This window comes from Roseburia sp. AM16-25 (assembly GCF_003473825.1).
Taxonomy (GTDB): domain Bacteria; phylum Bacillota; class Clostridia; order Lachnospirales; family Lachnospiraceae; genus Pararoseburia; species Pararoseburia lenta.
This window is the reverse complement of record NZ_QUCW01000001.1, coordinates 291,507-306,523: the sequence shown is the minus strand read 5'-3', so window position 1 is coordinate 306,523 and position 15,017 is coordinate 291,507. Positions and strand designations below refer to the sequence as shown.

The window sequence follows — 15,017 nt, the reverse complement described above, 5'->3', positions numbered from 1 at the left end:
TTATTTTTGTCTGTTGTGGCGTTTCTCGTCGATCATGGTGCGCATACGCTGGCGCAATTCATTGCCATCTTTACTGCGCTTGAAGCCTTGGATACTGAGCAGGGTACTTTTCTGTGCAGCAGATGAGGATAGGAAAAGACTTTCCAGACGCTCTTTGGTCAGACGTTCGCGCAGGGCGGCAGCCTTTTCTTCTGCCAGTTCCTTGCGGACAAAAGCGCTCTCCTGGATCTGTTCGGACTTCTCGATCATGTTGCCGATGGCATCGGCTGCCTTGGTATCCAGTTTTTCGTAGGCACTTGCGATCTGCTCGTTGATCTCGCTTTCGATCCGGTTGAAGTTCTTGGCAAAATTGGTCAGGGCGGAAACCGTCAGAGCCATATCCATGCCAAATAAAAACATAAAGACCAGCGACAGGGCTTCCATCAGATAGACATTGGTATCGTGTGTCATGCCGCTGACAAAAGGATAAATGACGCGGACGACCAGAATGCCTGCCAGCCCAAAGCCGATGGATGCCGGCAGGCAGACACGACCATTGATATTGCAGATAACATTGCTGTAGTCCCACCAGTAAGCGTGAAAAAGTTTTTCCAGCGCCCAGGAAGTCGTATATTCCAAAACGATACTGCCAAAGAAGCAGATCAAAAAGATCTTTAAGTTGCTGGCTTCCTGCATACCGGAGATGGGAAACTCCGAAAAAAGGATGGAGGCAAGCAGGGCACCGACTCCGTAGATGGGAACGATGGGACCGTGCAAAAATCCGCGGTTTTCCCAGTGATGCTTGCGGATGGTACAGTAGGTGGATTCATAGATCCAACCCATGAAACTGTATATGATGAACCAGACAAAATATTTGCTTACTAACATAGAATTATCCTTTCTTTGAGCTGCTACCGGTGCTAAAGATTATACAAAAATAAGATACTATAAGAAATACTAATAGTCAAAATAGAAATATGTAATTTTAATTTGACAAAGATTAAACAATCTTTTATTCTGAGTAAGGAAAAGTTATAAATAAGACAAGTTAAAGGAGAAGTTATCATGAATGCACAGGCAAAAACAACAGCACTTCGTACCGTAGACATTGCGTATATCGGACTCTTTGTTGCAGTTATGGCAATCTGTTCTTGGATTTCCATTCCGGCAACGGTTCCATTTACCTTACAGACATTTGCAGTCTTTATGGCAGTAGGTCTTTTAGGAGGAAAAAGAGGCACGATCGCAGTTTTAACATATGTATTATTGGGAGCCATTGGCGTTCCGGTCTTTGCCGGATTTTCCGGTGGTATTGGCGCCCTGCTCGGCAATAGCGGCGGTTATATCGTTGGCTTTGTTTTCTCTGCCCTCGTTATGTGGGCTATCACAGCAAAATTTGGCGAAAAGACATGGGTATTAGGTCTTTCTATGGTATTAGGTCTGATTGTATGCTATGCTTTTGGAACCATGTGGTTCATGATCGCTTACACTGCAAATACAGGTGCTGTCGGCATCGTAGCCGTACTTGGCTGGTGTGTTATCCCGTTTATCATTCCGGATCTCTGCAAGATCGGTATTGCTTTGATCCTTACCAAGCGTCTGAAAAGACATGTAAAATTATAAGAGAAACGGTTCGCTGTCAGGAAGCACATCCTTTGGGGTGTGCTTTTTTATTTGTGTATTCTTACTGGTAAATCAGAGGAATTTGTGTAAAATAAAATGGAAAAGAGGTTATATTTATGGAAAAGGAAATCAGATCGGACAATCCTTTGGGATATGTCCCGGAAAATAAACTGCTGCGCCAGTTTGCCATACCAAGCATCATCGCCATGCTGGTATCGTCCCTTTATAATATCGTAGACCAGTTCTTTATCGGTAATGCGGTAGGGGAGTTGGGAAATGCGGCGACCAATATCGCCTTCCCCCTCAACACGTCCTGCGTGGCGATCGCGCTTTTGATGGGTATCGGCGGTGCGTCTACCTTTAATCTTTCTATGGGGCGGGGAGACTCTAAGGGCGCCGGAAAATACATTGGCAATTCGGCTACGGTCATGCTGGTATTAGGCGTTGTCTTATCCGCGGTCACACTTTTATTCTTAGCGCCGCTTTTGCGCTTTTTCGGTTCGCCGGAAGAAGTCCTGCCTTATGCTATGGAATATACGAGGATCACGGCATTGGGCTTTCCGTTTTTGATCCTGTCTACCGGAGGCGGACATCTGGTGCGTGCAGACGGCAGTCCTAAGATGACCATGGCGATCAACATTGTCGGTGCTGTGGTAAATACAGTTCTGGATGCCATCTTTGTCTTTGGTTTTGGCTGGGGTATGACAGGAGCCGCGGCTGCAACCGTGATCGGACAGGTCATTGCCAGTATCATGGTTATTGTCTATCTGTCACATTATAAGACTTTGCCATTGCATAGGGACGCTTTTTTGCCAAAGGCAGAGGTCGTCCTTTCGGTTGTATCGCTTGGCGCGGCACCTTGCTTTAACCAGTTGGCAATGATGCTGGTACAGATCGTGCTCAACCGTACCCTTAAATACTACGGCGGTCTGTCCATCTACGGCGAGTCTATCCCGATCGCCTGCTCCGGTATCATCGCCAAGGTATCCATGATCGTCATGGCATTTGTCATCGGTATTTCCCAGGGCTTGCAGCCGATCGTCAGTTTCAACTATGGGGCAAAAAAGTATGGCCGCGTGAAGAAATCCTACTTTATGGCGATTCGCATTTCTGCTGTCATCTGCGTGATCTCCTTTGTCCTTTTTCAGGCATTTCCGAGACAGATCATTTCCATCTTTGGTAACGGATCGGAACTTTACTTTGATTTTGGCGTGAATTTCTTCCGCAAGTACCTGTTTTTTATCTGCCTGTGCTTTATGCAGCCGATTTCAGCCAACTTTTTCACGGCGATTGGTAAACCGAAAAAGGGTATTTTTATGTCGTTGACAAGACAGATCATCTTTCTTCTGCCACTGCTTCTGATTCTGCCGCGTTTTATGGGGATCGACGGAGTCATGTATGCGGGACCGATCGCGGATCTGGTAGCGACGATCGTCTGCACAATACTGGTTGTTCTTGAGATGCGCAGACCGGAGTTTGCAAAGAATTAAATGATTTTGGGGGATTTTACATGATACGAATCGCAATCGTAGAGGATGAAAAAGAATATCAGGATACCATGCTTTCCTATATCAAGCGGTATCGCGAGGAGCATTTTGCTGACATTGCCACAAGCGTCTTTTCGGATGGGATGGATCTGGTTGATGATTATCACGGTGGCTTTGACATCCTGCTTATGGATATCAAGATGAAGCATTTAGATGGGATGAAAGCGGCAAGAAAGATCCGCAGTATGGATCAGGCAGTCGTCATCATCTTTATCACGACTATGGCGCAGTACGCGGTAGCGGGCTATGAAGTGGATGCTCTGGATTTTATCTTAAAGCCGATCGATTACGGCAGATTTGAGCCAAAACTTACCAAGGCGATCGGCGTGGTGGAAAAGCAGGGCAAAAAGAAATATGTCATGCTACAAAAGGACGGACGCAGGGAAAAGGTGTCCTCGGATGATATTTTGTATATCGAAGTCCGCAATCACAATGTCTATTATGTGACCGCCCACGAGACCTATACCATGCGTTCTTCCATGGCAGAAGCGGAAAAGGAGTTCGCAGACTATCATTTCAGCCGTTGCAACCAGGCGTATCTGGTCAACCTAAAAAATGTGATCAGTGTAGATAAGGATGATGTGCAGGTCGGCACCTATCATCTGCCTTTTTCCAGATCCAGAAAAAAGCCTTTCTTACAGGAACTCAGTCAGTTTTTGGAAGCCGGTTACGATAGGTAAGGAGGATTCATGTTAGCATTTCTACATCAATTTATTTTTCCAATGGAATTGTTTCTGGCAATCCTGATCTATGTACTGCCGCTGCGAATCAGAAAGGGTGGAGGCTGGCGCTGTCTTTTGACCGGTCTCGTACTTTTGATCGTTGAGGCGGTCTGGATGCAGTTTTTCCCACAACTGGCTGGCCTTATTCCGATCCCGGGACACGGAGATCTGGCGGCATTGACCTCTTTGCTTGTCTATGCCCTGCTCTACGCTGTCCTGCTCGTGGCAATGTTGCTGGCAATCCTCTTTTGCTATGAAGTGACGCTCAAGGAAGCGGTCTTGTGTATCATGATGGGCTATGCGACCGAGCATGTGGCATATTGCATCCGTCTTCTGGTCAACAGTGCGACCCATAGCCAGATCGCGGAAAGCCCCCACCTTTGTTATCTGCTTATTCATCTGGGAGTTTATGTCTTTTTTTACTTCTTCTTCGCCAAGAAGATGGTGCAAAATCATCACTATGAGACAGATGCCATCACTTCGCTTTGGATGACGCTGGTCACGCTCTTTATCGTGCTTGTGATGAGTCTGGCCTCCTCTTTCTGGGGATTTCGGACGTTGCACGGGATCTATGGATTGGTCTGCTGTCTCTTTGTCATGATCAACCAGCGAAACTATATGGGACAGTGGCATCTGCAAAAAGAGATGTCGGCGCAGGAACAACTCTTTATGATGAATAAGGCGCAGTATGAACTCTCCAAGGAGAACATCGAACTGATCAACCGTAAGTGCCATGACCTGAAACACCAGATCGCAGGACTTCGCAACATCACGGATTCCGAGGAGCGTAGGCAGGTCGTAGACTCCATCGAGAAATCTGTCATGATCTATGACTCCATCCTACATACCGGCAATCCTATCCTCGATACCGTCCTGACGGAAAAGAGTCTGGTCTGTCAGGAAAACGGCATCCGCATGCATGGGATCATCGATGGCAAACTCCTCTTTTTTATGGATGCCATAGACATATACACCCTCTTTGGCAATGCTCTGGACAATGCTATTGAGGCGAACCGCAAGGTGGAGGAAGAAAAGCGCTGTATCAGTATTCTGATCCATGAAAAGGTCAATCTGATCTTTATCCAGATCGAAAACCCATACAGCGAGGCACTGCACTTTAAGCATGGTCTGCCCCAGACCTGCAAGGAAGATAAGGATTATCACGGCTTTGGCATGGAGAGTATCCGCACCATGGCGGAAAAGTATGGAGGCTTTCTAACCTTAGAGACCGGGCAGGATATCTTTGTCCTGCGTATTACCATTCCACGGAGCCGATAGACCGATTACGACACAAAAATGACAGAACAGGACACACATTGTTCACAAAAAGAAAAAGTATGCTAACCTCTTTTTTACAAAGATGGGGTAGCGCTTTGTGCGTTACCGCAAAATGTAAGAAGGAGGTTTTTCGTTATGAGGAAAAAGGAAAAAAAGCAGCCGACCAGACGAAGCAAGATCATCAAGACCGTCATATCATTGATCCTGATTGCGGTCATGGTCGCAGCGATCGTGGCTGCTAACACACTTTTGACGGATAACAATCGTATGGTAAATGCCATGATGGGAGCCAATGACTCTGTGATCGACAACTCCGGCGTGGATACTAAGGGATTGGATCTGGATTATAACAAGAGTGATTATTCGGAGGATGAGATCGGAGCGGCAGAAGATGCTCTGGCAGACCAGATCGCGGATGAGGGTATTGTGCTTTTGAAAAATGAGGACAATGCACTTCCACTTTCCAAGGATACGCCGATCAGTTTCTTTAGCAGAAACTCCGTTACCGTCACAACACATGCCGGTATCATGGGACATGGCAGCGGCAGTCTGAAAGAGGATTTTGAAGCAGACGGCTATACCGTCAATAAGACTCTTTGGAAGTTCTATGACAAGGGCGACGGATCATCTTATGGACTTGGCACAGGCTCTATCAGTTTTGGTGATGAAGAAGACTTTGCCATCAATGAGTGCCCGTTGGAAAAGATCACGGCAGACAACAAGGTGGTAGACAGTCTTTCCGGTACGACCGCAGTCTATGTCTTAAAGAGAGTGGCTGGCGAAGGTCGTGATATGCCGCGTTCTATGTATAATCACACAGACAAGGCAGAAGACCAGACCAAGTCTTATCTGGAGCCGGATTCCGTAGAGTTGGAAATCTTATCTTATTTAAATGATAACTTTGACAATGTGGTACTGGTGGTCAATTCCAATGCAGCCTTAGAACTGGACTGGGTTAATGACTATGCTAATATCAAGTCGATCGTTTTAGCACCGAGTGGTCTTTCTTCTTTGCCAGAGATTTTGAGCGGAGAGGTCAATCCATCCGGCAGAACCGTAGATACCTTTGCAGCAGATGCCCTTGCCTCACCGGCTGCACAGAACTTTGGTGATTACCAGTATTATGATGAAAATGGCGATGCAACCAAATATAACTATGTTAGTTATGAAGAAGGTGTCTATGTCGGTTACCGCTACTATGAGACACGCTATGAGGATGTTGTATTAGGACAGGGCAATGCAGGAGATTATGACTATGCTTCTGAGGTATGCTATCCGTTTGGTTATGGACTTTCCTACACGACTTTCTCTTGGAACGCACCACAGATCACCTGGAAAGATGGAAGCGCAACCGCTACGGTTGAAGTGACCAATACAGGATCTGTCGCAGGAAAAGATGTCGTAGAACTTTACGCACAAAGTCCATATACCGATTATGACAAGGAAAACGGAGTAGAGAAGCCGTCCGTAGAACTGTTGGCATATGGAAAGACATCTGTCTTGGAGCCGGGCGCATCTGAGACTGTCACCATGACCTTTGATGAAGAACAGTTTAAGGCATATGATGCCAATGGCGCAAAGACCTATATCCTGGATGCCGGCACATATTACATCACAGCAGCAAAGGATGCACATGAAGCCATCAACAATATTTTGACCGCAAAGGGCAAGACGACCGCAGATGGCATGACAGAGGAAGGGGATGCATCCATGGTAACCACGTACGAGCCGGAGAATGCAGACACTGATCTGACAACTTATGCCAAGGATACCTATAGTGGTGCAGAGATCACCAACCAGTTTGATGATGCCAAGGGTGATGTGAACTATCTGACCAGAAATGACTGGACCGGAACTTTCCCGACACATGATGGGGAGCCGACAGATGAGATCAGTACCTGGGGCAATGAGATCAACGGTAGTGACAAGGATGGCAATCCTGCATCTTATGTTTACAGCAAGACCATTGATGCAGGTGGCTTAAAGGCATTAGATTCCTTTGAATCCGGATCACCGGTCGATGCATCCGAGTTTGAAGACAAGATCGTTTACGGAAAGAAAAACGGTTTGACCCTGATCCAGATGCGTGGACTTGATTTTGATGATCCACAGTGGGATGACCTTCTGGACGAATTGACTTATGAAGATTACTACAACACGATCGGACTTTCCGGTTATGGTATTGAGTATATTGATTCCATTGATATGCCATTCTGTACCGATGCGGATTCTGCAAACGGACTGATCTATGGCGGAACCGGGAAATATTATCCGAACTCTATGACACTGGCACAGACCTGGAATCAGGAACTGGCAAGAGAAATGGGAACCATGATCGGTAATGAGGCGATCATCGGTGGCATGGACGGCTGGTATGCACCATCTATGAATATCCATCGTACACCGTTCTCAGGACGTAACGGTGAGTATTATTCCGAGGATCCTTACCTCTCCGGTGCTGTTGCATCCAACCAGGTTTACGGTGCAGCAACCAAGGGTGTATATGCTTACATCAAGCACTTTGCCTTTAACGATCAGGAAGATCACCGAGGCGACCGTGACGGACAGTACGGACTTGCAACATGGCTCAATGAGCAGTCTGCAAGAGAGATCTACTTAAAGCCATTTGAAATGTGCATGAAACTGGGCGATGTGGAACTCAACTATCTGGAGCAAAAGAGCGATGGCACTTATGAGAACGAGACCAGACAGATCCGTGCATGTCAGGCAGTCATGACCGCATTTAACCGTATCGGTTATACCTGGACCGGCGGAAGTTACAATCTTTTGACCGGCATTGCCAGAAATGAATGGGCATTCAACGGCATGATGATCACAGATAATGCCAATACTGGTGTATTCATGGATGGCTACCAGATGATCGAGGCAGGCGGAGACATCAAGTTGACCTACTTAGCAGATTCTGCACGATTTGATTTTGATAAAAATGATACAGCAACCTATCACTACGCGAGAGAGGCTATGCACCGTGTCCTTTATACGGTTGCAAATTCCAAGGCAATGCTTGGTGCAATGCCGGGAACCGATTTCGTGGATGGACCTTCTGATACAGAGAAGATCACAATGGCAGTGGATATCGTATGCGGTATTCTGATCGCACTCCTGGCAGTGACGACCGTGCTTCGCTTTGTACCGAGAAAGAAAAAGCAAAAGTAACAGCATATGAAAGAATAGAGAAGGCAGGGACGATCTGTGGATCGCCCTTGTCTTTTTTTGTCGGAAACTATATAATAAAACATCATAGATAATACATAGTGAGAAGGGGCTGTATTATGGAAAAAGAACGTGTAGAAAAGACAAAAACGAAAGAGGAAAAGAAACTAACAGAGGAGAAGACTGCCAAGGTTCGCGGCAAGAAGGCTGAGAAAGCAAAGAAAAAGCCGGGCAAGTTACACAAGACCAGTATCGGTATGAAGATCTATTCTTGTATGGCGGTCATGGGGATCTCCTTTTTGATCGTTGTTTTTGCTAATATCTCCATCCTTGGCACAGTTGAGAAGAATAACGACAAACTGGTCAACGTCTATATGGAGTTGGAGCAGGCAAAGAGCGTGACTGCAGAGTCATATCAGCAGACGGCAAAGTACGCAGAGTCCTGTGTCAACCGTCCAAAGGATGTCAACTTCTCCGGACTGGAATCAGCGATCCAGACCGTGCGTGACAATATGGATACGACCAAGAAATGTGTCAAGAAGACAGGAGACAAGAACTTGATCTCCCGCGTGGATGCATGGGAAGTCAAGATGGAAGATTTCCTGGATTCCGCAGAGTTGATCCTGACCAAGTGTCAGCAGGGGGATATCGAGGCGGCTTCCAATACTTTGTCTGCCCTGGGTGGACCATATACTTATGTGCAGATCGCACAGGGTGACTTCGAGGAATTATTTAACAGTGAATTAGCCAATATCGAAAGGACTAATACACAGGCGATCAGCCGTATCCGTCAGATCAACTATATCTGCTCCGGTGTGGTTGTATTTATCATCCTCGTTATGGTTCTGATCGTTTATAAGACCATCGTTCGTCCGACCAAGAAGTCCGGTGAGCAGATCCGTCAGATCTCTGATAAGATCTCCAAGAACGAGGGTGATCTGACCGAGCGTATCATGGTGCGTTACGGTGATGAAGTCGGTCAGATGGCAATGGGCATGAACGGATTTTTGGATCAGTTGCAGAATGTTATGCAAAACCTCAAGTCTGAGGCAGACAATATGACATCTTCTGCACAGGCTGTTCTGGATTCTGTAGATTCTTCCACAGCCAATGCAGACAATGTATCTGCCGCTATGCAGCAGATGGCAGCCAGCATGGAGGAGATCGCTGCAACACTTAGTACCATCACTTCCGGTAGTGATGCTATCCTTGCAGAAGTACAGAACATGGTAGACAGTGCCAGCGGCGGTGTCGATCTGGTACATGAGATCAAAGACAGAGCACAGAATCTGCATGCAGAGACAATCTCAGGCAAGAACGAGACCAGCGGACGTATCGTAGAGATCCGTGGCATGGTAGAAGATGCCGTGGAGGAGAGCCGCAGTGCAGAAAAGATCACAGAATTGACCGGCGAGATCTTAGATATTGCCAGCCAGACCAACTTACTCGCTTTGAATGCATCCATTGAGGCTGCAAGAGCAGGCGAGGCAGGCAAGGGATTTGCCGTTGTTGCGGATGAGATCCGTCAACTTGCAGACAGCAGCCGTGAGACTGCCAACAACATTCAGGAGATTTCCAAACTGGTTATCGGTTCCGTTGAGAAACTGGCATCCAATTCACAGAATATGCTTGCCTTTATCGACGAAAAAGTTATGCAGGACTACGATGGATTTGTTAAGGTTGTGGAGCAGTACGAGGCAGATGCAGACAGCATCAATGAAGTATTGGGACAGTTCGCAGCCAAGACAGACGAGATCCGCAATACCGTTGAGGATATGAACAATGGTATCAACGATATCTCTACTGCCATTGATGAGAACGCACAGGATGTGACAGGTGTTGCACAGAATGCCGTATCTTTGGTAGAGGCTATGAACAAGATCCAGGCAGAAACAGAAAACAATCAGGCGATTTCCCAGCAGTTGAATGAGCAGGTAAACCGCTTCAAGAGAGTATAATGGAAAAGAATTACAAATTAAAGATCAGTTATGACGGTTCGCGTTATTTCGGCTGGGAACACCAGCCGGATCGCGAAACCATCCAAGGAAAAATAGAGACAGTCCTTGCCCGTATGGTGGATAAGGACATGGTAGACGTGATTGGCGCGGGGCGTACAGATGCAGGTGTACATGCCCGCGCCATGATTGCTAATGTGCATCTGGATACGCAGATGTCACCGGAAGAGATCCGTGATTATGCCAACCGTTATCTGCCGGACGATATTGCCATGTTGGAAGTGCGGGAGGCGGCTGACCGCTTCCATGCCAGGTATAAGGCAGTGGGAAAGACTTACCAGTACACCTGTTTTGACGGTCCGGTCAAACCAGTCTTTGACCGCAAGTATTATACGCCCCTGGATCAGGAACTGGACGTGGAAGCCATGCAGGAAGCGGCGCATTTTCTGGAAGGCAAACACGATTACAAGAGTTTTTGCGGCAACAGCCGTATGAAAAAGTCGACCGTCCGTATCGTAGACACGATCACCGTGCGCCGGCGTAAGGGATATGTTTATCTGACCTTCCATGGCACCGGCTTTTTACAGAATATGGTGCGTATCATGTCAGGAACGTTGATCGAAGTCGGTCTGGGGCGAAAGAGACCGGAAGAGGTCGGGGAGATTTTGGAGGCATGCGACCGTAAGGTGGCAGGTCCGACAGCACCGGCAAAGGGGCTTTGCCTCTTGAAGGTGGACTATTAAAGGAGAGCAGAATGAAGGATGAGTGAAGGTTTTTCAGACCTTCGCTCTTTTTTTGCCCCGTTTTTTGTATAGAATGTCGGAAATTATGGATAATATACAAAAACGATATGGAAAATTTGTTGAAGTTTATGACTGAAAATGATTGAAAATGACGGAATGTGATTGTATAATACGAACATCAAATGAATGATTTTGAATGAAGTTGAACGGAAGTGAATTTATGTTAGCAGAAGAAAGATTTGCAAGAATATTGTCCATACTAGAAGAAAGCGGTTCTGTGACGGTCGCAGAATTGATGGAACGTCTGGATGCGTCAGAGTCGACCATCCGCCGTGACCTCAACAATCTGGATGCCAGAGGACAACTCATCAAGGTGCATGGCGGTGCCATGATGAAGGACGCTGCTTCTTACCGGACGCAGGATGATGACGTCCAGTTACGCAAGGAGCGCAACGTAGAGCAGAAAGTAGTGATCGCCCGCTATGCGGCGCATTTGATCTCTGATTATGATGTGGTCTATCTGGATGCAGGCACGACGACAGAGTTGATGATCGATCCCATGCTCAACCGCAATGCCATGTATGTGACCAATGCCATCGGTCATGCGAGAAAACTGGCAGCCTTAGGCTGTACCGTCTATCTTCTGGGCGGTGAGTTCAAGGGAACGACGGATGCCATCGTCGGTGAGGAGGCAGTGCTTTCCATCGCTAAATACAATTTTACCAAGGGCTTTTTCGGAACCAATGGCGTGACGGTAGAACAGGGATTTACCACACCGGAGGTCAAAGAGGCTTTGATCAAGCGCAGAGCACTGGCACAGACCAAGGATGCCTACATCTTAGCAGATGCCAGCAAGTTCGGAGAGATATCCACCGTGACTTTTGGGGACTTTGCGGATGCAACCGTTTTAACGGATCAGATAAACAAAAAGTATAGAGATTTTTCAAATATTAAGGAGGTGGGAGAATGATCTATACAGTGACCTTTAATCCTTCTTTGGATTATATCGTGTCAGTGGATGATTTTATGCTGGGGCGTGTCAATCGTACCAGGACGGAGATCATTTATCCGGGAGGCAAGGGGATCAATGTTTCCATGGTGCTGAAAAATCTGGGGCATGATAGTCACGCACTTGGCTTCATGGCAGGATTTACCGGACAGGAGATCGTAAGACTCTTGGATGAATGGGGCGTACAGTCAGATTTCATCCGGGTAGAGCAAGGGATTTCCCGTATCAACGTCAAACTCCGTTCCAATGAGGAATCCGAGATCAACGGACAGGGACCTGCGATCGCCGAGGAACATATCAGACAGTTGTATCAACAGTTGGATCGTTTGGAGGACGGCGATGTCTTAGTGCTCGCCGGAAGCATACCGGATGTCATGCCGGATGACATCTATATGGATATCATGAAGCACTTATCTTCCAAGAAGTTGCATATCATTGTGGATGCGACCAGAGATCTGCTGGTAAATGTATTGCCTTATCACCCATTTTTGATCAAGCCAAATAACCACGAACTTGGTGAGGTCTTTGGCGTGGAATTGGAGGATAAGGAAGAAGTCTTTACCTATGCCGCAAAGTTACAGGAGCGTGGGGCACGCAATGTCCTGGTTTCTATGGCAGGGGACGGAGCAGTCCTTTTGACAGAGGATGGACAGAGATTTGAAAGTATGCCGCCGAAGGGCAAGGTCGTCAATTCGGTCGGTGCCGGGGATTCCATGGTAGCAGGATTCCTCGCAGGATATATGGAAGAACATGATTATGCCAAAGCATTTTATATGGGACTGTGTGCGGGAAGCGCATCCGCATTCTCAGAGGAACTGGCAACCAGGGACGAAGTCCTCGCTTTGATGCATAGTATCGGGAGGTAATGTGTCAAACATTATTTTATAGGAAAGGTAAAAGGAGGAATCACACATGAAAGTGAGAGATTTGCTTGGTGTAGAAAGCATTCAGTTGCAGGGGACACCAACAGGCAAGGAAGATGCCATCAGACAGATGGTAGACTTGATGTGCAAACGCGGCAACATCGCGGATCCGGACGCTTATCTGCAGGGGGTTTTTGCAAGAGAAGAAGAAGGAACGACAGGTATCGGAGAGGGGATTGCAATCCCACATTGTAAGTCGGATGCAGTATCGGCACCGGGGCTGGCAGCCATGGTCGTGCCACAGGGCGTAGAATACGATGCACTTGACGGAGAACCGGTGCATATCATCTTTTTGATCGCAGCACCAAATACAGAAGACAATGTGCATTTGGAGGTACTTAGTCGCTTGTCCGTCCTTTTGATGGATGAGCAGTTTACAAAGGATCTGATGCAGGCAAAGAGCCCGGAGGACTTTTTGCATGTGATCGATCTGGCTGAGGCGGACAAGGAAGAAAAAGAGGAAGCCAAGGCAGAGGCAGAAAAAGCAGAGGTCGGAGAGGAGACTTTTGTGGTTGCGGTTACCGGATGTCCTACCGGAATCGCACATACTTATATGGCAGCAGAAGCCTTAGAAAAGGCAGCAGCCGCAGCAGGATGCCGGATCAAGGTAGAGACCAGAGGATCCGGAGGAGCCAAGAATGTAATTACGGATGCAGAGATCGCCTCTGCAAAGGCAGTTATCGTTGCCGCAGATACCAAGGTGCCAATGGATCGTTTTGATGGCAAAGCATTGATCGAGTGTAAGGTGGCAGATGGCATCAGCAAGGCAGCAGAACTGGTTGACCGTGCTATGAGAGGGGATGCTAAGGCATACCATGCAAGGGCCGCTAAGAAAGAGAGCAAGGTCGAGACAGGAAAGACAGACAGCGTAGGACATCAGATCTATACACATCTGATGAATGGGGTATCGCACATGCTTCCGTTCGTTATCGGTGGCGGTATCTTAACAGCGATCGCCTTTTTGATCGATACTTTGATGGGCTATGGTGCGATCGGTGGCGGAAGTTTCGGTTCCTGCACACCGGTATCCGCATTCTTTAAATATGTAGGTGGTCTTGCTATGGGACTGATGGTTCCGGTACTTGCGGGCTACATTGCTTATTCCATCGCAGACCGTCCGGGTCTTGCGGTTGGTTTTACCGGAGGCCTTCTGGCATCCAATGGTAATGCTCTCTTTACCGATTATGATTGGGGCAATCTGTCCGGCTTTAGCGATTTTGTTGGACGTTTTGCTTTCCAGGGAGAGCATGGCGGTACGACCGTTTCCGGTTTCTTAGGCGGTATTCTGGTAGGTTTCCTTGCAGGATACATTATCTTGGGACTCAAGAAACTGTGCGAGAAACTGCCGGATTCTTTGGAAGGCATCAAGCCGACCCTGATCTATCCGGTCGTAGGTATGTTTATCGTGAGTGTCCTCATGTGCTTTATCTTTAACCCGATCATCGGATTGATCAACACCGGACTCTCTACCATGCTGACAGCCCTGGCAAAGGCAGGACTGATCACCTTACTGGGATGTCTCTTGGGAGCCATGATGGCGATCGATATGGGAGGCCCGATCAACAAGGCAGCCTATGTCTTTGGCACAGGAATGCTTGCAACGGCATCTGATCTGATGGCAAGCGGCGCACAGTCAACAGACCCGGCAGTCCAGGCATGCTACATTGCAATGGCATCCATCATGGTCGGTGGTATGGTGCCACCAATCGGTATTGCCCTTGCCTGTCATTTCTTCCCGAAGAAGTTTACCGAGGCAGAGCGTGCGTCTAAGGTTTCCAACCTTGTTATGGGATGTTCTTTCATCACAGAAGGTGCCATTCCATTTGCAGCAAGTGACCCGGCACATGTGATCCCATGTACTCTGGTTGGTGCAGGTGTCGCAGGCGGACTCAGTGCATTCTTTGGATGTACCCTGATGGCTCCTCACGGTGGTATCTTCGTATTTGCAACCGTTGGCAAGCCTTTGCTTTACATCCTTTCATGGATCATCGGTTCCATTGTTACGACCGTCATGCTTGGTTTTATCAAGAAGGACGCACAGGAAGTTTAAAAAGGAATATAGAT

11 protein-coding genes are annotated in these 15,017 nt (G+C 47.4%); 10 read left to right on the top strand and 1 reads right to left on the bottom strand.

Annotated elements, in window-relative coordinates; translation table 11 throughout:
- Positions 1 to 867, bottom strand: coding sequence for a putative ABC transporter permease (locus DW183_RS01525; RefSeq protein ID WP_118280317.1), 867 nt, complete (start codon positions 865 to 867; stop codon positions 1 to 3).
- A gap of 177 nt (positions 868 to 1,044) precedes the next feature.
- Here DW183_RS01525 and DW183_RS01520 point away from each other — a divergent pair, with 177 nt between their 5' ends.
- The 10 genes from DW183_RS01520 to DW183_RS01475 all read left to right on the top strand — a co-directional run bounded on the left by DW183_RS01520 (position 1,045) and on the right by DW183_RS01475 (position 15,003).
- Positions 1,045 to 1,602, top strand: a complete 558-nt coding sequence (locus DW183_RS01520) for a biotin transporter BioY (RefSeq protein ID WP_118280316.1) — start codon at positions 1,045 to 1,047, stop codon at positions 1,600 to 1,602.
- A 116-nt stretch (positions 1,603 to 1,718) separates the two neighbouring features.
- On the top strand, positions 1,719 to 3,092 hold the full coding sequence (locus DW183_RS01515; protein ID WP_118280315.1) for an MATE family efflux transporter: 1,374 nt from the start codon (positions 1,719 to 1,721) through the stop codon (positions 3,090 to 3,092).
- A 20-nt stretch (positions 3,093 to 3,112) separates the two neighbouring features.
- Positions 3,113 to 3,829: a LytR/AlgR family response regulator transcription factor gene (locus DW183_RS01510; RefSeq protein WP_118280314.1), complete on the top strand. Its 717-nt coding sequence runs from the start codon at positions 3,113 to 3,115 to the stop codon at positions 3,827 to 3,829.
- A 9-nt stretch (positions 3,830 to 3,838) separates the two neighbouring features.
- Positions 3,839 to 5,149, top strand: coding sequence for an ATP-binding protein (locus DW183_RS01505; RefSeq protein ID WP_118280313.1), 1,311 nt, complete (start codon positions 3,839 to 3,841; stop codon positions 5,147 to 5,149).
- Between the two features lie 135 nt (positions 5,150 to 5,284).
- A complete protein-coding gene (locus DW183_RS01500) occupies positions 5,285 to 8,326 on the top strand; it encodes a glycoside hydrolase family 3 N-terminal domain-containing protein (RefSeq protein WP_118280312.1) in 3,042 nt (1,013 codons plus the stop codon).
- 116 nt (positions 8,327 to 8,442) lie between these two features.
- Positions 8,443 to 10,281 carry a methyl-accepting chemotaxis protein gene (locus DW183_RS01495; RefSeq protein WP_118280311.1) on the top strand — a complete coding sequence of 613 codons (1,839 nt, stop codon included), beginning with the start codon at positions 8,443 to 8,445 and terminating at the stop codon, positions 10,279 to 10,281.
- Positions 10,281 to 11,021 (top strand): tRNA pseudouridine(38-40) synthase TruA, encoded by a 741-nt coding sequence (gene truA / locus DW183_RS01490; RefSeq protein WP_118280310.1) that lies wholly within the window; start codon positions 10,281 to 10,283, stop codon positions 11,019 to 11,021. The genes DW183_RS01495 and truA overlap by 1 nt, the downstream gene beginning before the upstream one ends.
- Before the next feature lie 220 nt (positions 11,022 to 11,241).
- Positions 11,242 to 11,991: a DeoR/GlpR family DNA-binding transcription regulator gene (locus tag DW183_RS01485; RefSeq protein WP_118280309.1), complete on the top strand. Its 750-nt coding sequence runs from the start codon at positions 11,242 to 11,244 to the stop codon at positions 11,989 to 11,991.
- A complete protein-coding gene (pfkB, locus tag DW183_RS01480; RefSeq protein WP_118280308.1) occupies positions 11,988 to 12,896 on the top strand; it encodes a 1-phosphofructokinase in 909 nt (302 codons plus the stop codon). The genes DW183_RS01485 and pfkB overlap by 4 nt, the downstream gene beginning before the upstream one ends.
- 46 nt (positions 12,897 to 12,942) lie before the next feature.
- Positions 12,943 to 15,003, top strand: a complete 2,061-nt coding sequence (locus tag DW183_RS01475) for a PTS fructose transporter subunit IIABC (RefSeq protein WP_118280307.1) — start codon at positions 12,943 to 12,945, stop codon at positions 15,001 to 15,003.
- Positions 15,004 to 15,017: the final 14 nt, after the last annotated feature.

Excerpts from the sequence above, each read along its gene's own strand:
- DW183_RS01500 (WP_118280312.1), top strand. The coding sequence starts at position 5,285 with ATGAGGAAAAAGGAAAAAAAGCAGCCGACCAGACGAAGCAAGATCATC.
- DW183_RS01515 (WP_118280315.1), top strand. The coding sequence starts at position 1,719 with ATGGAAAAGGAAATCAGATCGGACAATCCTTTGGGATATGTCCCGGAA.
- DW183_RS01525 (WP_118280317.1), bottom strand. The coding sequence starts at position 867 with ATGTTAGTAAGCAAATATTTTGTCTGGTTCATCATATACAGTTTCATG.
- pfkB (WP_118280308.1), top strand. The coding sequence starts at position 11,988 with ATGATCTATACAGTGACCTTTAATCCTTCTTTGGATTATATCGTGTCA.
- DW183_RS01485 (WP_118280309.1), top strand. The coding sequence starts at position 11,242 with ATGTTAGCAGAAGAAAGATTTGCAAGAATATTGTCCATACTAGAAGAA.
- DW183_RS01495 (WP_118280311.1), top strand. The coding sequence starts at position 8,443 with ATGGAAAAAGAACGTGTAGAAAAGACAAAAACGAAAGAGGAAAAGAAA.
- DW183_RS01505 (WP_118280313.1), top strand. The coding sequence starts at position 3,839 with ATGTTAGCATTTCTACATCAATTTATTTTTCCAATGGAATTGTTTCTG.
- truA (WP_118280310.1), top strand. The coding sequence starts at position 10,281 with ATGGAAAAGAATTACAAATTAAAGATCAGTTATGACGGTTCGCGTTAT.
- DW183_RS01520 (WP_118280316.1), top strand. The coding sequence starts at position 1,045 with ATGAATGCACAGGCAAAAACAACAGCACTTCGTACCGTAGACATTGCG.
- DW183_RS01510 (WP_118280314.1), top strand. The coding sequence starts at position 3,113 with ATGATACGAATCGCAATCGTAGAGGATGAAAAAGAATATCAGGATACC.
- DW183_RS01475 (WP_118280307.1), top strand. The coding sequence starts at position 12,943 with ATGAAAGTGAGAGATTTGCTTGGTGTAGAAAGCATTCAGTTGCAGGGG.